This is a genomic window from Haloterrigena salifodinae, from assembly GCF_003977755.1.
In the GTDB taxonomy this organism is placed as follows: domain Archaea; phylum Halobacteriota; class Halobacteria; order Halobacteriales; family Natrialbaceae; genus Haloterrigena; species Haloterrigena salifodinae.
Map to the genome: position 1 here is coordinate 388,687 of NZ_RQWN01000004.1, position 18,514 is coordinate 407,200.

General features: G+C 64.3%; 11 protein-coding genes. 6 read left to right on the forward strand and 5 right to left on the reverse strand.

The genetic code is table 11. The annotated features are described in order from the left end of the window. Positions 1-391 precede the first annotated feature (391 nt). Entirely contained in the window at positions 392-1,573 is a 1,182-nt protein-coding gene (locus EH209_RS19870) for an oligogalacturonate lyase family protein (protein WP_126664548.1), read from the reverse strand. A 70-nt stretch (positions 1,574-1,643) separates the two neighbouring features. After that, complete coding sequence (locus EH209_RS19875) at positions 1,644-3,506, reverse strand: DUF2264 domain-containing protein (protein ID WP_126664549.1); 1,863 nt, start codon at positions 3,504-3,506, stop codon at positions 1,644-1,646. A gap of 154 nt (positions 3,507-3,660) precedes the next feature. On the opposite strand from EH209_RS19875, the gene EH209_RS19880 reads away from it, so the two are divergent. The 4 genes from EH209_RS19880 to EH209_RS19895 all read left to right on the forward strand — a co-directional run bounded on the left by EH209_RS19880 (position 3,661) and on the right by EH209_RS19895 (position 12,578). Then, positions 3,661-6,855 (forward strand): glycoside hydrolase family 2 TIM barrel-domain containing protein, encoded by a 3,195-nt coding sequence (locus EH209_RS19880; RefSeq protein WP_126664550.1) that lies wholly within the window; start codon positions 3,661-3,663, stop codon positions 6,853-6,855. Positions 6,856-7,028: 173 nt separating this feature from the next. Continuing rightward, on the forward strand, positions 7,029-9,914 hold the full coding sequence (locus EH209_RS19885) for a glycosyl hydrolase 115 family protein (RefSeq protein WP_126664551.1): 2,886 nt from the start codon (positions 7,029-7,031) through the stop codon (positions 9,912-9,914). A 979-nt stretch (positions 9,915-10,893) separates the two neighbouring features. Continuing rightward, the gene (kdgK1, locus tag EH209_RS19890) at positions 10,894-11,859 is read left to right on the forward strand and encodes a bifunctional 2-dehydro-3-deoxygluconokinase/2-dehydro-3-deoxygalactonokinase (protein WP_126664552.1); all 966 of its coding nucleotides are present in this window, start codon (positions 10,894-10,896) and stop codon (positions 11,857-11,859) included. A gap of 80 nt (positions 11,860-11,939) precedes the next feature. Further along, positions 11,940-12,578: a bifunctional 4-hydroxy-2-oxoglutarate aldolase/2-dehydro-3-deoxy-phosphogluconate aldolase gene (locus EH209_RS19895; RefSeq protein ID WP_126664553.1), complete on the forward strand. Its 639-nt coding sequence runs from the start codon at positions 11,940-11,942 to the stop codon at positions 12,576-12,578. 868 nt (positions 12,579-13,446) lie between these two features. On the opposite strand, the gene EH209_RS19900 is transcribed toward EH209_RS19895, so the two are convergent. Further along, positions 13,447-14,709: an AGE family epimerase/isomerase gene (locus EH209_RS19900; RefSeq protein ID WP_126664554.1), complete on the reverse strand. Its 1,263-nt coding sequence runs from the start codon at positions 14,707-14,709 to the stop codon at positions 13,447-13,449. Between the two features lie 162 nt (positions 14,710-14,871). Between EH209_RS19900 and EH209_RS19905 the strand changes: the two genes are divergently transcribed. Then, positions 14,872-15,981 carry a Gfo/Idh/MocA family protein gene (locus tag EH209_RS19905; RefSeq protein WP_126664555.1) on the forward strand — a complete coding sequence of 370 codons (1,110 nt, stop codon included), beginning with the start codon at positions 14,872-14,874 and terminating at the stop codon, positions 15,979-15,981. A gap of 15 nt (positions 15,982-15,996) precedes the next feature. Here EH209_RS19905 and EH209_RS19910 read toward each other — a convergent pair whose 3' ends face one another. Continuing rightward, entirely contained in the window at positions 15,997-17,040 is a 1,044-nt protein-coding gene (locus EH209_RS19910; RefSeq protein ID WP_126664556.1) for an SGNH/GDSL hydrolase family protein, read from the reverse strand. Positions 17,041-17,225: 185 nt separating this feature from the next. Here EH209_RS19910 and EH209_RS19915 point away from each other — a divergent pair, with 185 nt between their 5' ends. Next, positions 17,226-17,957: a sugar phosphate isomerase/epimerase family protein gene (locus tag EH209_RS19915; RefSeq protein ID WP_126664557.1), complete on the forward strand. Its 732-nt coding sequence runs from the start codon at positions 17,226-17,228 to the stop codon at positions 17,955-17,957. A 250-nt stretch (positions 17,958-18,207) separates the two neighbouring features. On the opposite strand, the gene EH209_RS19920 is transcribed toward EH209_RS19915, so the two are convergent. Further along, positions 18,208-18,441, reverse strand: coding sequence for a hypothetical protein (locus EH209_RS19920; RefSeq protein WP_126664558.1), 234 nt, complete (start codon positions 18,439-18,441; stop codon positions 18,208-18,210). Positions 18,442-18,514: the final 73 nt, after the last annotated feature.

An 18,514-nucleotide genomic window follows, 5' to 3' on the forward strand; every position in this document is an offset into this window, starting at 1 on the left:
TATCTCTCGAATCTGGGGCCACTCGAGGTCGATGACGGATAGCATCGGTCCGATTCGACTCGAAACCGCTCGTTCGGTCGCGTCGATCGGCGATGGCCGGAAAATAGTGGGATGTTGTAACAACCCAAATATTGATACTCGTCGCTCGCGTATATCAATTCGCGCACTGAAACGTGCGCGGCAAACGGAATAGCCTCTGGCAAGCCTATTCTGGTGTATCTCCCAGTGGGGGATTCCCCCAACCCCACTGGCGGGAGAGCTTTCGAGACGAGCGAGACGAATGCGACGGACGAGTCGCTACAGCCGTGAGTTCGGTACGCGCTCGAGAACCGCAGCATGGACCCTCGAGCCCGTAAAACTATTGCGGGCTGTTGTGGCCACTGTAGATAGCCTACTCCGCGACACCGTCGAATCTCGGAAGTTCGTCGAGGTCGGCGGGAACGTCGACGAGGTAGACGTCGCTGCCGTCGCCGTCGCGGGCACGGGAGCTGTCGAAGACGACGCTGTTTCCGTCGGGACTCAGCCGCGAGTGCGGATGGACGTCGTCGTCGCCGCTCCAACCGTGCGAGGCCAGTTTTCGCGGCGTCCGGTATCCGCCGGTGTCGTCCCACTCCCAGAGCAGATCGAACGGCGCGCCGCGGTACGTGCCGTCGCCGACGACCAGTTCGCGCGAATTGCTGTGGAAGTGCGTATAGATGTCCGGCGCCGGCCACTCGCGCCGATCCGTGTCATCGTACCGAACGTGCCCGAAGAACGCCGCTGGGTCGTCGCGGCTGCCCCGCCAGCCGTGGTAGCCAATGGTCTCGCCGTCGGCGAGCCAGTACTCGTGGCCGACGGCCTCGTCTTCATCGGTCGGCCGGACAGACCACGTCTCGTCCGTCTCGAGGTTCAGCACTCGGATCCGATCGACGTCCTCCCACGTCCCCTCTTCACAGTACGTGACGAGTTCCGGCCAGGTCGGCGACGCGTTGACGTGGTTGAGCCACCGATCCGCCTCGACGTGGACCGTCGGCTCGCCGCCCTCGAGCGGGACCGAGAGCACCATCGAGTGGGGGCCGGCGTCCATCCGATCAGCGATCCACTGCTCCCGATCCTCGTCCCGTCCCTCGATGCCGAGTTCCGCCGAGAGCGCGACGACGGCTCGCTCCCCGTCGGCCGTCCCCGCGGCGATGCTTCCCGCGTAGCCGTCTGGGCGTTCGTACAGCGACGTCGCCTCGAGGGACTCGAGATCGAGCGCGACGAGCCGAGTATCACACCAGAACAGCGCCGTCGGTTGGGTCGCGACGCGGGTGACGCCGCTGATCGCCGCGGGGAGGTCGGTTAGCTGTGTGATCTCGCCGGACTCGAGGGCGATCGAGTAGAGCTGCTGCGTTCCGTCGCGGTCCGAGCGGACGAGCAGCTTCCGGCCGCCGTCGTACCACCCCGGTTCTGTGAAGTACAGATGTCGGCTGTCGGCGTCTGAATCGTTCGTCACCCGCGTGACCCGAGCACCGGTCTCCGGATCCGCGTATCGCTCGCGCTCGGGCGGGAGCGTTCGACCGGCGTTCGGCCCCTGTCGTAACTCGTCTGCCATTCGACCAATGAGACGACCCCGCAGGGCAAAAAGGTACCCGACACCGCGGTCGGTTTCAGTTGGCGTGCGGTTACTCCGCTCGATTCGCGTTCGCGATCTCGCCGGCCGTGCACTCGAGGAGTCGGTCGCCGTCGGCCGTCTCGAGCGCGACGCGGTCGTCGCTGTCGGCCGTCACGAGTTCCGGCGTCCGATCGAAATCGGTCGGCCCCTCGGGCGTCGCTCGGACGGCAGTGGCCAGCCAGTGTTCACCGGCGTCGTACCGCTCTTGGAGCGTCGGGACGACCGTGCGCGGGTGCATGAGGTTCGTGTTTGGTTCCTCCGGGACGATCTCCGGCTGTCGATCGCCGCGCAGGTCGGTGACGAGGCTCGTCCCGTTCGGATACGCGGCGCGGGCGGTCGCTCCCTCGGTTTCGTGGGAGAACTGCGTCGGGTCGTCGTCACCCGTCCGATCGAGCGCGAATCCGCCCTCCTCGCTGTGGAGCGGGCGCGACGTCTCGAGGTGGTGGACTCGAACGTGCCAGGGAAGCGCCGGCGCCAGCCAGGTTTCGACGCTGACGTCGTCCCACGGGGTCCACAGCGATTTGAGGGTCGTCCCGTCGACTTCGGTCGCGGCGACCGACTCGGGGGCGGGGGACTTGTACAGGTCGCCGTCCAGGCTGAGCGCGAGCGTGCTGTCGTGTCCCGCTTCCCCGAGACCCGCGTTCTGCCCGGCCATGGAGAACCCGAAGGTCGCGGAGTAGGCGAACTTCCCGTACTTCTCCGCCCCGTAGATGCTGTCCTGGGCGAGCGAGAGCGCGAACAGGTGGTCGTCGTCCCGGCAGATGACCTTCCGAGGTTCGGACTGGACGACCGTCTCGGAGCGGTCGGGTAGCGGTTCCTCGTCGGCCTGCCAGAACGGGTGTGTCGGCTCGAGCGCGAGCGGCAGGAACGCCTTCGTCGCCCAGTACGGTGAGTTGGGCGAGTTGTATGCCTCCGATGTTTTGAGCGTCGGATACCGGTATCCGACCGACAGCAGGCCGCCGTCCGTGAATATCGGCTGGTTCAGCCACCAGCGGATATTACGCGCCCAGAGCCCTCTGAGCACGCCCCACGGGAGCGGATTCAGGTCGGCGAACGCGAGCGCACCCCAGAACCCGGCCTGCGCGAAGCGGTAGGTGAGGCTCCGTCCGTAAGGGAGCGCGCGTCCCTCGTCGTCGAACCAGTGAACGTGCTCGGTCGCGAACTCGGCGGCCCGCTCGCGAAACCGGCGGGCCCGCTCCGGATCCTCGTCGCCGCAGACGGCGGCGTAGACGAGCCCGTAGAAGTGCATCGCCCACGGCAGGTAGTAGTCGATCGGACTCCCGTCGCCTACCGGGCCGTCGGTGTACCAGCCCTCGCCCTGATAGAACGACTCGAGTCGGTCCAGCGACGCCTGCGTGCCCTCCCAGTCGTGGGCCGCCCCGACCGACCGAAGCCCCATGTTGACCATGACCCGGAAGAACAGCCAGTTGCAGTCGTGGAGTTCGGCGTCGTTGATCTGGTTCAGCCAGCGGACGAGCCGTTCCCGCTCCGGTTCGGAGAGCGGCTCCCAGATTCGTTCGGGAGTCAGCGCGAGTCCGAGCCCGATCGCGGCCATCTCGACGTGTTTCTGGGCGTAGTCGTCCGCCTCGCCCCAGTACTCCTCGTGGTCCGGATCCGTCCCGTTGACGAGGCCGCGTCGAACGAGATCCCACTGCTCGGACGAGCCGTGGACGCTCAGCGGAACGAGCCCCCACAGCGGTCGCGCGAACCCCTCGAGTTCGGCGGCGACGGGGGGAAAGTGAGCGCCGGACGTCATCGGCCGCACTCGTGCACCGCCAGGGCTGGCGTGCTCGTACAGCGGTTCGACGAGGTCCTCGACGGCCCGTTCGAAATCGGCTCGCGTCTGGAGCGGATTTTCCGCGGTTGGGTTCATGACTGACGTATGTTGACAGGGGCCCAAAATGATTTCCCTATTGACCCGTTTCGCCTCGAACCTGTTTCACCCCAGACCCATTTTACGCTCGAGTCGACGAGTACAATCCATCGCGTCCGAGGATTGATGATGGTTCGTCGAACACTAGGGAGCGATGACTCGAGACTGGGCCGACCCAGAGACGGTCGGTCGAAATCGGATCGATCCGCACGCGTACGTTCTCCCGTACGCCGAGACGAGCGACGCGACCGCGGGAAACCGGACGGCCTCGCCCTGGATCGCGTCGCTGAACGGCGAGTGGCGGTTCCAGTTAGCGGAGACGCCGACCGCCGCGCCCGACGGGTTCCACGAGCCGGAGGCCGACGTCGGTGACTGGGACCGTATCGAGGTTCCCCAGCACTGGCAGACGGCCGGCTACGGCGATCCCCACTATACGAACGTAGTCTACCCGTTCCCCCTCGATCCGCCACACGTCCCGACCGAGAACCCCACCGCGTCGTACCGCCGGACGTTCTACGTCCCCGAGGAGTGGGACGAGCGCCAGCTCCGACTCCGGTTCGGCGGCGTCGACTCCGCGTTCCACCTCTGGATCAACGGCGAAGAAGTCGGCTACGGCGAGGGTAGCCGGCTCCCGTCGGCGTTCGACGTAACTGACTACGTCACGCCGGGCGAGAACACGATCGCCGTCCGCGTCTACAAGTGGTCGACCGGCAGCTACCTCGAGGACCAGGACATGTGGTGGTTAAGCGGGATCTTCCGCGACGTCACCCTGTCGGCCCACCCGAGGGTGCAGGTCGCGGACGTCGACGTCCGGACCGAACTCGACGAGCGGTACGAGGACGCCGTCCTGCGGGCGTCCGTCGACGTGCGCAACGTCGGTGACGACGCCGGGACGGCCCAAATCGAACCGACGCTGCGCGATGCGGATGGCGCACCGGTCTCGACGACGCTCGAGGCCCGCTCCGTCTCGCTCGAGGCCGGCGAGGTGACGACCCTCGAGTTCGAGACGACCGTCGAGGAACCTCGCAAGTGGACCGCAGAGACGCCCGACTGCTACGATTTCGTGCTCGGCGTCGCTCAGGGTGAAGGTGAGGGCGACGACGAAACGATCGTCTCGCAGACGATCGGCTTCCGCGAAGTCGAAATCGCCGACGGGCAGTTGCTGGTCAACGGCCGACCCGTGATGATCCGCGGCGTCAACCGCCACGACTTCCACCCCGACCGCGGCCGCGCCGTCCCGCTCGAGGCGATGCGAGAGGACGTCAAGCTGATGAAGCGACACAACATCAACGCGGTGCGGACGGCCCACTACCCGAACGATCCGCGATTTTACGAACTCTGCGACGAGTACGGGCTCTACGTGCTCGACGAGACCGACCTCGAGTGCCACGGGATGATCCAGGCGGAGACGACCGAGCATCTCAGCGACGACCCGCGCTGGGAGAACGCGTACGTCGATCGAATGGTCCGGATGGTCGAACGCGACAAGAACCACCCCAGCGTTATCTGCTGGTCGCTGGGTAACGAATCCGGCTTCGGGGCCCATCACGAGCGGATGGCGGCAGTGACTCGCGAGCGAGATCCGACGCGGCCGATCCACTACGAGCCCGACACGGAACAGACGGTCTCCGACATCATCGGGCCGATGTACCCGCCCTTCGAGCAACTCGAGGGGTGGGCCGATACCGACCTCGAGCACCCGGTCATCCTCTGCGAGTACGCCCACGCGATGGGGAATGGGCCGGGGAACCTCCGGAAGTTCTGGGAGCTGTTCTACGAGCACGACGGGCTGCAGGGCGGCTTCGTCTGGGACTGGATCGATCAGGGACTCCGGCAGACGGCCGACGACGGGAGCGAGTGGTTCGCCTACGGCGGCGACTTCGGCGACGAACCGAACGACGGGAACTTCAATATCAACGGGCTCGTCTTCCCCGATCGAGAGCCCTCGCCCGGCCTCACCGAGTACAAGAAGGTCATCGAGCCGGTCGTCCTACGCGAGGCGAGCCTCGAGCGCGGCGAACTCACGGTCGAGAACCGCTACGATTTCCGGTCGCTCGAGCACCTCCGGGCCTCCTGGCGCGTGCTGTCCGACGGCCGGGTCGTCGAGAGCGGGCGGCTCCCGCTGCCCTCGGTCGCCGCCGGTGAGGCTGCGACGGTCGCGGTTCCCGTGGATACTGACGATCTGAACGGTCCCGACGCGGACGCCGAACGCGTCCTCACCGTCGACATCTCGCTCGCTGCCGAAACGGCGTGGGCGCCGCGAGGGCACACGGTTGCAACCGGCCAGTTCGTGCTTCCGGAGAGCGAGGACGGGCGTTCCTCGAGTCCGGTCGCGACCGACGCCGTCGCGGCGCCGGTAACCTGCGAGGCGGACGAGGCCGAGATCGTTGTCTCGAACGACCGGTTCGAACTGGTCTTCGACCGGACGTTCGGCGCGATCGACTCGCTGACCTACCAGAACCGGTCGCTGCTGGAGGACGGTCCCTCCGTTGGAATCTGGCGTGCGCCGACGGACAACGACGAAGGACTCCCGCTCTCGCGGACGTTCCTCTCGCGGATGACCGACCGTTACGAGCGCGGCGAACCGCTCGAGGCGGGCGACCTCGCGACCGTCGGGTTCGCGCAGCTCTGGCGCGAACACGGGCTCGATCAGCTACAGTTCCGCGCCGACGAGGTCGCGTGTGCCGAGGGTGGGGAAGACGCCAACGGCGTCGCGATCACCGTCAAGGGGCGCCTTGCGCCGCCGATATACGACCACGGGTTCGCCGTCGAGCAGACCTATACCGTCGAGCCCACCGGCGCGATAACGGTCGATACCAGTCTCGAGCCCGAAGGCAACCTGTCGGTACTTCCCTCGCTCCCCCGGGTCGGGCTCGATCTCACCCTCGAGGACGATCTCGATCGGGTCGCGTGGTACGGCCGCGGGCCGGGCGAGTCGTACGTCGACAGCAAGGAGGCCACCTTGCTCGGCCGGTACAGTCGCTCGGTTGCCGACCTCCACACGCCCTACGTGCGGCCCCAGGAGAGCGGAAATCGGACGGATACCCGCTGGGTGACGTTCACCGACTCGAGCGGAATCGGGCTCCGCGTGACCGGCGACGCGCTGTTCGATTTCGGCGCCCGCCGCTTCGACGTCAACGATCTCGAGGAGGCCGCACACGACCACGAACTGCCGGAGCGCGAGGGGATCAGAGTGTCCTTCGACGACCGACACTGCGGGCTCGGCACGGGAAGTTGTGGCCCGGCGACGCTCGAGGAGTACCGGATCGACCCGCAGCAGCCGGTCTCGTTCAGCCTCGAGTTCCAGCCGATCGACGCGAACGGCGGCCCGTCGGTCGACGGCCGCTGACGGCGGCCGTCCATCGTCTCGACGAGAGGCGGGTAGATCGACTACGACGAGTGTTGCGTCTGGGCGATTACTGCTACGTCGGGGGACTCGTTCGAGCGACCGAGCACTAATCCCAATACCGGTGACGGACAGAGGATTTTTACCGGCCCGTTCCGAGTATCGAATCACGTGCTATGATAACTCACGATCCGTCAGACGGCAACGTGCCGATCGTCGCTGGAGAGTCGGTCGCGGATATCTACGTCGACGGGGACGATCACGAGGTCGCGACCATCGCGGCGACCGACCTCGGCGACGATATCGAACGGGTTACGGGACGCCGGCCCGCGGTCACCGATTCGCTCGCCGAACTCTCCGAGACCGCCGTGATCGTCGGGACGATCGGTCGCTCCGCGGGCGTCGAGCGGTGTCTGCAAGCGAGCGACGTCAGCGCCGCGGCGCTGACGGATGAGCGGGAGAGTTTCGTCGTCGGAACGGTCGACGAACCACTTCCGGGACTCGAGTCGTGCGTGCTGATCGCCGGGAGCGATCGCCGCGGGACGGCCTACGGAGCGTACGAGTTGTCGAAGCGGATCGGCGTCTCGCCGTGGTACTGGTGGGCCGACGTGCCGACGCCCGACCGGGACGCCCTCTACGCGACGGAAGGATTCGAGCGAGCGGGCCCGCCATCGGTTCGGTACCGCGGCGTGTTCATCAACGACGAGGACTTCGGGTTCCGCGAGTGGGCGCAGCAAACGCACGATCCGGCCACACCGGACGGCATCGGTCCGACAACCTACGAACGGCTGTTCGAACTCCTCCTGCGACTCAGGGCGAACACGATCTGGCCGGCGATGCACGAGGGAACGACGGCGTTCTACCGGTGTGCGGGAAATCTCGAGGCCGCCGAGCGGTACGGCATCGTCGTCGGCACCTCTCACTGCGAGCCGATGCACCGCAACAACGTCGACGAGTGGGACCCGGAGACGGACGGCGAGTGGAACTACGCGACCAACGCGGAGCGGATCCGCGAGTACTGGACCGACCGCGTCGCGGAGATTGCCGGTCAGGAGAACCTCTTCACGGTCGGCATGCGCGGGATCCACGACTCGGGAATGCCCGGCGGCGACACCCTCGAGGAACGCGTCGATCTGCTCCAGCGGGTGATCGATGACCAGCGCGAGATCCTCGGCGAACACCACGAGTCGCCGGTCGAGACCGTCCCGCAGCTATTCTGTCCGTACAAGGAGACGCTCGAACTCTACCGGAACGGGCTCGAGGTGCCCGAGGATGTCTGTCTCGTCTGGCCCGACGACAACTTCGGCTACCTCCGGCGGCTGCCGACCGGCGAGGAGCGAGCGCGGTCCGGCAGCCACGGCGTCTACTATCACCTCTCATACTGGGGGCGTCCGCACGACCACCAGTGGCTGTGTTCGGTCCCGCCGGCGCTGATCCGCGAGGAACTGCACCGAGCGTATCGCCACGGCGTCGACACGCTTTGGATGGCGAACGTCGGCGACCTCAAGCCGGCGGAGACGGAGACGGAGTACTTCTTCGAGTTGGCCTGGGACGTCGACGGCGTCGCGGAGCGATCGACGAGCGACTGGCTCGCCGAGTGGGCCGCCCGCAAATTTGGCTCTGCCTACGCGGACGAAATCGCCGACGTCCTCGCCGAGTACTACCGCCTCGCGCTCGCACGCAAACCGGAACACGTCGGCTGGAACGCGGTGTACCCGAACACCGAGAAGAACGAACCGACGTTCAGCGCGGTCGATCACGGCGACGAAGCCCGGCGACGGCTCGAGGCCTACGAGCGGATCGACGAGGCGGCCGCGGTGATCCACGAGGAACTACCAGAGGAATACAGAACGGCGTTCTTCCACCTCGTCGAGTACCAAATCCGGTGTGCGCGGGCGATGAACGAGGGGGCCCTCGAGGCGATGCGGAGCCGGCTCTACGCAGGTCAGGGGCGGACGAGCACAGCAGCATACGCGGATCAATCGCGGGCGGCGCTCGACCGTATCGACGCGGCGACGGAGCGGTACAACGCCTCGTCGAACGGCAAGTGGCGCGAGATGATGTCCGCGAGCCCGCGAGATCTGCCGGTGTTCGACCAGCCCGCGACCGGGCGCGTGACCGACGAGCAGGGTCCGACCCTCGAGATTGCCGTCGAGGGAACGGCGGGCGTCGCCGGAACTGGTCCGCGAACCCGCCGACTGCCGACGATCGTGCAGGGCGTCGATCGGCCGCGGTTCGTCGACTGCTACAACCGCGGCGGGGGAGCGATCGCGTGGACGGCGACGGCCGCCGACGACTGGATCGATCTCGAACGAACGTCGGGAACGTTCGAGACGGACAAGCGGCTGTGGGTCGGTGTTGATTGGGACGCCGCGCCGGACTCGCGGACGACCGGCCGCATTCGGATCGCGGGCGCCGGTCTGGAACTCGAGGTCGCGGTGCCGATCCGGCCGCGAGAGCGACCGACTGCGGGCGGGGTCGACGGCGATTCCGAGCCAGGTCCCGATCGAACGCCGCTCTTCGTCGAATCGAACGGCCGCGTCGCGATCGAGGCCGACCATCCGACGGCAATCTGGCAGGCGAAGACGCGCTGGGAGCCCGTCGACGGCCTCAGTCGAACGACCGGGACCGCGATGGCCAGTCGGCCGGTCGACGGCCTACGCGTCGACGCCGATGCAGTGTGCGAGCGAGCGGCGCGCCTCGAGTATGACTTCGAGGCCGATGCCGACGATGTTCGCGTCGAGGTCCAGTTGCTGCCGACGCACGCGCCGACTGAGTCGACACCCCACCGGTACGCGGTCGCGATCGACGGCGCCGCGCCGACGGTCGTCGACTTCGACGCGAACGGCGGCGAGCACGACCCGCAGTGGCAGCGGAACGTGCTCCGCTCGAGCGTCCGCTCGACGACCGACCACGAACTCGATCAGGGCGGTCGCCACACGCTGTCGCTGTACGCGATGGATCCGAGCGTCATCGTCGATCGAGCAGTCATCTACACTGATGACGATTCCCGTCGGTCGTACCTCGGGCCACGAGAGATGCGGGATCAGCGACTCGAGTGACTCCCGCTCGCGATGTCGATGGAAGAACCGTACTACTCTGATAGTGGAACGAGATCACCGTGATCAGGACCGTTGAGACGCGTGGCCGGCAGTCGACGACTGCGTACGGGAACTACAAATTCGGCCATAGCGAACAGTATTGGTCATACGTAGCACAGAACGTTCCCGAGAGGGAGAGACGAAGCTGATGTCTTTACAGCCGTACATTCGTATATTGAGGATCGAATACGTCGACCCTGATTCAGCGCAACAGAACGTAGTGAATTGGACGCTCCAACTCGCAAACGGAAACCGCTGTATCGGACCGCTGCGTATCGGTTTCGAGAGTCCGTCGTGGGAAACGTTCGGCGAGAGCGGACGAAAGTGTGGGAAGAGAAGCATCGACCCCGTCCGTGACCGGAGTAGCAACGTTGAAGAGAACAGACGACCGACGAGATTGATATTCAATCTATCGCGACCGTTCGGAGCTACCGAACGAAGTTCAGTCGTCAGGAGCGCGAAATGTTACTCGAGGATGAGACAGACCAATCTCAGCCTATCGACTAATGAGAACCCGTGCTATATGAACACACACATTGAACAAACCCGTTAGGTTACGATTCCTGTCCAGTGTCGGTAATTCTGTAATCGGGTTAATAAATAAAAGAAATAAAATACCATTATATACCATTATGTTTGTTGTCGCGAGACAACGACAGTTGTTATCGGAGAAAAGATAGTGGGCAGGCCATAGCGATAGATTTCGATCGCACGGAGAAGAATCGAACCGCGAAGACGGACACAGCCAACGCCACACCGCTCTCCACGGGGCGGTGCGCTGGCGATGCTCGGCGCGACCGGATTCGGGAGACTCCTCTCGAGCACAGCGAGCGGTCGTCGCGGGTCCGGCGACGAGTCGGCGACCGACACCACCGTCTCGAGTACCCCGTCGAGAATCCCCAAAGTTATGTTCGTCGCCGGGAACTCCAAACTGACCAGTATGACGGATTCCACCGATGGGACGACGACCGAGATTACGACGTTCGGTGAGACGATGCTCCGGCTGGCGCCGGAACGCGGAGAGCGACTGGAAACGGCGGAGTCGCTCGACTTCCGGACGGCGGGCGCCGAGAGCAACGTTGCGATCGCGGCGAGTCGACTCGGCGCCGACGCGGTCTGGATCTCGAAGCTCCCGGAGACGTCGCTCGGTCGTCGCGTGACGACCGAAGTACGGTCGCACGGAGTGACGCCGGCGGTCGCCTGGAGCGACGAGGGGAGACAGGGTGCGTACTATATCGAAGAGGGCGGGGAGCCGCGGGGAACGAACGTCATTTACGACCGGCACGACGCGGCGATAACGACGGCAGAACCCGACGACGTGCCGATCGACACGATCCGTTCGTCGGACGTGTTCTTTACCACGGGCATCACGCCGGCGCTGTCCGAAACGCTGTACGAGACGACCGCCGAACTCCTGGACGTCGACACCACGACCGCATTCGATCTCAACTACCGGAGTAAGCTCTGGTCGCAATCGACGGCGCAGTCGGGGTACGAGGAACTCCTTCCGAAGGTCGATCTACTGTTCGCCCCCGAGCGCGACGCGCAGTCGATCCTCGACGTCGACGGGACGGGCGAAGCGGTCGCCGACGAACTCCGCACGCGGTTCGACTGCAAGACGGTCGTCGTAACGCGGGGCGCGGACGGTGCGGTCGCGAGCACTGCCGAGGGAAGCGCAAGCCAATCGGCGTTTGACACCGAGACGCTCGACCCGATCGGGACCGGCGACGCGTTCGTCGGCGCGTTCCTCTCCAGGTACGTCCGCGACGCGTCCGTTTCGGAGGCGTTGACGTGGGCGGCGGCGACGGCGGCGTTGAAACGAACGATCAAGGGCGATCTGGCGGTGATCACTGAAGACGAAGTCGAAGCGGTCATCGCCGACGACGGGGCCGGGATCGACAGATAGCAAGCCGGACACCAACCGGACGCTATCGGGACAGTTCGTTATCGGTACGATTTATTAGGTCTCGCACACGGAGTATCGATATGAGTACTCGAAAGAGAGAGCAGATCGTTGACAGTGGCGTGATCGGGATCCTTCGCGGCGTCGACCCGGACGCGGCGGTCGACGTCGCTTCCGCCGTCGTCGACGGCGGCGTCACGGCGCTCGAGGTGACCGCAGACACGGAGAACGTCGTGGAAACGATCGATACGCTCTCGAGTCAGTTCGACGACGTACTCGTCGGTGCGGGGACCGTTCTAGACGCGGAAACGGCGCGGGCCGTGCAGTTAGCCGGTGCGGAGTTTCTGGTGACGCCGACCGTCGACACCGACGTCATCGAGGTGAGCAATCGCTACGGGACGCCCATCGCGTCGGGCGCGTTCACGCCGACTGAGGCGCTACGAGCCTACGAGGCCGGCGCCGACTTCGTGAAGGTGTTCCCGGCGAAAACCGGCGGGCCGGAACACGTCGCGGCGATCGGCGGCCCGCTCTCGCAGATCCCGCTCGTCCCGACCGGCGGCGTCGGTCCGTCGAATACAGAAGCGTACATCAAGGCGGGAGCCGTCGCGGTCGGCGCCGGCAGTGCGATCGTCGAGGATAAAGCCGTCGCGACCGAAGACTACGCGAGGATTACCGAGAACGCGCGTCAAATGGTCGACGCCGTCGAATCGGCCCGGAACTGAAATCTCGCGCAGCCGCCTGATCCGACTCGAGTTTCGAGGACCGCGAAGAAACACCGCGATAGATACTATCGCTCAGTCTCCGGAATTATCGTGCTCGAGTCTATATTTGGCATACTATTCGTTTGGACGACACGTTCGGTGTGAGCAGACTCGAGCAACCGGGCGGGAACGAGTTCACAGCGCTGATCAATCGCCTCTTACTGGCCAAGGCTGAGGCCCGTTCTGGGAGACGGATTCGGGAGTCTCCCTCGAGACTGGACAGTATTTCGTTCCGCTACCGCTCATAATTCGAACGTATAATTCTCGGAAGAGGAATAAAGTGTACATAGATCAAATGGACAGAGTATTGTCCAGGTTTTTCGAATAATACCCCAACAATACGTATTTATTCAACCACATCTATAGTAAATATGGTCTTAGCATCCGGTTCGAGAACCACGGAATCAGCGCAACAGATGAATTGTCTATAGGAGAATAATTCCGTGTATTTACTCGCTATCAAATATATTATCGCTGCCGAGGAAGCGACTAGTACTCGGAGACCTCGGCCGATCTACCGGCCTCCATTATCTAAGTTTCTAAGATATGAAGCATAGGTTTCGATCGTAGATAATCTGATCGAACGCGGAATTGTCTCAGGGCAAATCACGCGCTCAATTCTGGTGGACGACCGGGGACGACTCGGCTACCGGACGATCGATGTGACGACGTAGTGTCGCCCGGACAGCGTGAACAGCGTCGCCCTGAGGGTGCCGTGCGAAGCGGTGTTCCCACTATCCAAGCCCCGAACCGAATCGACGTGCCTTCGCGATGACTGCCCACGAGACGGCTGGACGCTCCCAACGCACACGCTCGCGTTCGGATCTCGCTAGAGCCGTTCGAGGGCCGCGATACACTCGAGCAGCGCTCGACCGTTGTGGTATGCCGCCTTGTAGACCGCGCCCTTTCGTCCGACGGGCTCGAGATCATTGTTGACGCCGGAGTGCCACTCGCCATGTTCGCGGTCGATCTGATGCTCGTCGAGGAACTCCCACGTGTCAGCGAAGACGTCAAGATACCGGTCGTCGCCGGTACACTCGTAGGTTCGAAGGGCGCTGGTCATACACTCGGCTTGCACCCACCAGGCTTTGACGCGGAAGCTCGCGGGCTCGTCGAAGCCGCCATAGAAGTAGAATCCGCCGCGATCCTTGTCGTACCCGTACTCGAGCGAGTAGTCCCACAGCGTCTCGAAGTAGTCCCGGAACAGGTCCTGCGAGACGCCAAGCGCGTCGGCGGCCTCCATGACGAGCCAGACGGTCTCCAGGTCGTGCCCGTACGAGACGACCCGAAATTCCTCGTCGTCGAGCTTCGGCGACCAGTCGGGATCATACTTGTCCGTACAGAAGCCGCGCTTCTTCCGGTAAACCGTGTTGGTGAGAATGTCCAGTAGTTCGTGGAGGCGCTCCCGTCCGCTATCAGTGCCGAACGTCTCGTAGTAGGTCGTGAACGCCTCCATGAGGTGGAGATGCGTGTTCATCAGCTTCAGCGTCGGATCGAGGACGCTGTCGCCCGACTCCTTGGGTGACCAGTCCGGTTCGATGTTTTCGAGGTACGTCTGTCCCTCCGTAATCGGTTCCCAGTCGGGCGTGAAGTACTCGACGTATCCCCCGTGCTCGCCGTCTCTTGCGTATTCGTCCATCAGTTCGACCAGTTCGTGGGCGTAGTCTGCCGCTTCGTCGTCCCCGGTCGCGCGGTAGTACTCGGAAAGCGCGTAGAGGCCGAACGACTGTCCGTACAGGTGTTTGTTGGGTTTGGTCGTGGTTCCGTCGCGCTGAACTTCCCACACGAACCCGCCGTTAGGTTCGTCCCACATCTCGTCGACCAGAAATTCGACCCCGTGATCGGCGATCTCGCGGTACTCGTCGCCGTACCCTTCGCGGACGAGCCGCGCCGTTAACCAGACCATGCGCGCCTGAGTGACGACCTGCTTGGAGTCGGTCCCTGCGAACTCGCTGTCCTCGTCGTAGCTGGTGATGAAGCCTCCGTGTTCATCGTCGATACTGCGAGGGAACCAGAAGTCAAGGACGTTGTCCGTCAGCGTTTGCTCGAGCGACGAGAGATACTCTTCTTTGAGCGTGGCTACGTCTGCCATTGCGGATGGATGATTGTCTACGTGGTGGATAATAATACCGGTACCGGACGGTTCCTCGCCGAAAGGGTAGTAGCCCGTCGGAGATCGGTCAAACAGGACGAGTGACGTGAACCTGGAGGGAAATACATTTACCGCGGATGATACAACAGAAGAGCGAAGTCTATGAGTGCTTACACAGTCGCAGTTATCGGAACGGGACCCGACCCGGATACTCCGACCGTAGACGGGTTCGCGATGGGGTATCGACACGCCGAAGCGTTCGAATCCGACGACCGCTGCGAACTCATCGGTTGCGCGGATGTCGTTGAAGAGAATCGTCTCGCGTTCGCCGACGCGTTCGGACTACCGGCGGAGAACATCTTCGAGAAGTACAAGGAACTGCTCTCGACGCTCGAACCGGACATCGTGAGCGTCGCGGTTCCGCCGGCGATACACAGAGAGATCGTCGTGGGATGTGCCAAAAGCAGCGTTGTCGACGCCGTCCATTGCGAGAAGCCGATGGCGAACACGTGGGTGGACGCCCGACAGATGGCACAGGAGTGTTGGCGTCACGACGTGCAGTTGACGCTGAACCGGCAGCGTCGGTTCGGACGGCCGTTCACCGAAGCCAAACGCCTGCTCGACGACGGGGAGATCGGCTCGCTCCGACGAATCGAGATCGGATGGGGAGACTTCTTCGACACTGGCGCACACACGGTCGACCTCGCCGGAATGTTTACCGACGACCGCGCCGCCGAGTGGGTACTCGCGGGACTCGATTACCGCGAGGAGGATATCAGATTCGGGGCCCATCAGGAGAATCAGATGTGGGCCCAGTGGCGGTACGAGAACGGCGTCTACGGCGTTATATCGACCGGCAAAGGCAGTGATTTCACCGACGCCGCAATCGTGCTCCGGGGAACGAACGGGGTCATCCGTATCGACAAGACGGACGGCCCGATGCTCGAACTCGACCGCGGCGGTGACCGCCGATCGATCGACGTGGACGGCGAGACGATGCACGCGACGAACGACGAAGGCGACGGCCGCTACGGGTCGCACTTCCACGATCGGGCGGTCGCCGCGGTCGTCGACGGGTTGGAGACCGGAGCGGAACCCGTAATCAGCGCGCGAATGGGGCTGACCACAGCCGAGATCCTGTTCGCCGGCTACGAGTCCGTCCGCCGCCGCGGACGCGTCGACCTCCCGCTCGACGTGGCGGAGAATCCGCTGCAGTCGATGGTCGACACCGGTGCGCTCTCCCCGTCACCGGCGGCGGCCGACAAGAAGTAGACGCCCGGTCGGTAGTTAGCTCAGTGAATGTGCGGTTCTCGGCCGCTCAGCGCCGTCGCTAACCTTCTCCGCGATCCCGTCCGCAATCGACCGCATTCCGGTGTCTCCAGGATGAAGCAGATCCGTGGTTAATCCGGTCGCGTCCGCGACGGTCGGCCCGTCGATCAGTGACACGTTGTCTGGCGCCCGCTCGGCGGTTCGCCGGACGACCGTTCGAAAGGCTTCGGCCCGCTTCGCGTCGCCGTCTCGGCGCGCGTCCGCATGATACGGGAAGAGCGTGACGCACGCGATCGGACGCTCTGGCTTCGACGACGCGATGACGTTCACGAACTCCGTCACGCGGTCCTCGAACTGCTCGACGGTGAAACCCCTATTCGCCATGTTGACCGATAGCGCGAGCGTGGCGACGTCCCAGTCGTCTCGCCGCGCGACGTGTTCGGCAATTGCCGGCTCGCAGAACGCCGACCCGGCGGTACCGAGGTTCACCGCGTCGACGCCCAGTTCCCGCGCGACCTGCGAGACGTACGTGAGATGACAGCCCGTCGCCGACGCGCCCTCGGTGATCGACGTGCCGTACGCCAGATAGCGTCGCGTCGGCAGTTCGGTCTCGTCCGGCGGCCGACACCGACCGGAGACACCGTGGAACGCGACCGGTTCCCACGCGTCGAACCGGAGACGACACGCGCGGGGGTCGAAAGCGCCCGTCGCGGCGACACCCGGCTCGAGACGGGCGATGCCATCGGGCCTCGAGAGTTCCAGCGTCCGCGGAGTCGGACCGAGTTCGTACGTCTCGGCCCCCTGAAACTCGCCCCAGAACGGGCGGACGACGGTCTCGGACGCTGCCGAGAGCGTCACCGACACGGTCGCCTCGTCGTCCGCGGGGACGAATCTGAGTTCGCAACCCGACGGGTGACGGAACCGATCGCGAGCCGCTACGCTGACCTCGGCGGCGACCGACTCGGGAACGCGACGGAGCAGACGCCCCTCGTCCACCCAGCCCGCGGTCTCCGTGGCTGCAACGTTGTGAAAGCTAACGGATTGAATCTCGTCGTCGATCATACGAATACGCGTCCCATTGGACCGTTGATAAGATAATTCTGGCGGGGGACGCTCCCGATTCCGGCGCAGTCCACATCGCGACTTCGGAGGACGAGGGGTCGCGATAGCGACACCGGCGAGCACGGAAGGGGCAACTGTTGACTGTTGGTTCACACTTACGGTACCGGCATCGGTAGGCAACGTGCATGACGTCGTTTGGATTCCAACTGTACAGCCTGCACGCAGTCGACGATCAGCTCCCGGCCGTAATCGAACGCGTCGGCGAAACGGGGTTCGAGGGCGTCGAGTTCGCCGGCCTCGGCGACGCCGATGTCGAGTCGGTGAACGCGGCGCTGGATCGGAGCGGACTGGGTGTCGCGGGCGCCCACGTCGGCATCGAGGAGATCGAGGCCGACGCCGAAGGCGTCGCCGAGACGTACCGTACGCTCGGCTGTGGTACCGTTGCCGCCCCGTGGCTCGATCCGGAGCACTTCGCCTCCGAACCGGCCGTCGAAGAAACGGCGGAGCGACTCTCGAACGCCGCCGAATCGCTTGCGAATCACGGACTCGATCTGCACTACCACAACCACGATCAGGAGTTCACCGAACTGGACGGCCGTCCCGCGCTGGAGCACCTGTTCGAGGCGACTGACGATATCGGCCTCGAACTCGATCTCGGGTGGGCCGGCGCGGCGGGGTACGAACCGCTCTCGTTCCTCGAAACGCATGCCGAACGGAGCGATCTCGTACACTTGAAAGATTACGACGCCGATGCGGGCGAGACAGTCAGGGTCGGCGAGGGCGACTTAGACATCGAGGCGACCGTGGAGTTGGTCAGAGATTTGGAATTCGAGTGGCTCGTCTACGAGGCCGAAGAACGACCGGACTCCTACGAGACGCTCGAGCACGCCGCGGACATCGTCGACGCGCACTGGTAACGGGGGCTGGCTACCGGTCGAGACGGTCCCCGCCGACCGCCAGCGGGGCGTCACGGAACTCGGAGTGTTTCTTCGCGGTACCTTCGGTTGTGTGTTAGCGCACTCCCGCGCAAATGTTCGGGGTTCTCGGCGACGAGCTCCGATCGAACCGCGCCGTCGCGTCGTTACCGACGAGCGGTCGCCGCGGGAACAGCGGAATTCCGCCGGTGAGACGGATTCCTCGTTCGGCCAAGCGGCGAGTACCGTCCCCTCAGCGAGAGATATCTCGGCGGACGCTCATCCAGAAGATGGTGCTAACGATCGCTCCGAAGCCGAGTACGATCACGAGGTTGACCACTGCGAGCGTGTACGACTCCGTTCCACGCTCGCCGAACAGAAGGGTAATCGATGTGAGTACCAGCATGAACACGAGGAATAGCCAAAGCATCCCTAACTGCGTCTGGTAGTCACGGACGAGCGACCAGAACGATTCCTTCCAGGACATACGACGTATCTGAGACCGTCATCCGAATAAGCTTTTTCACCGTGTTACGGCCCGTTCGACGAACGGGCAACAG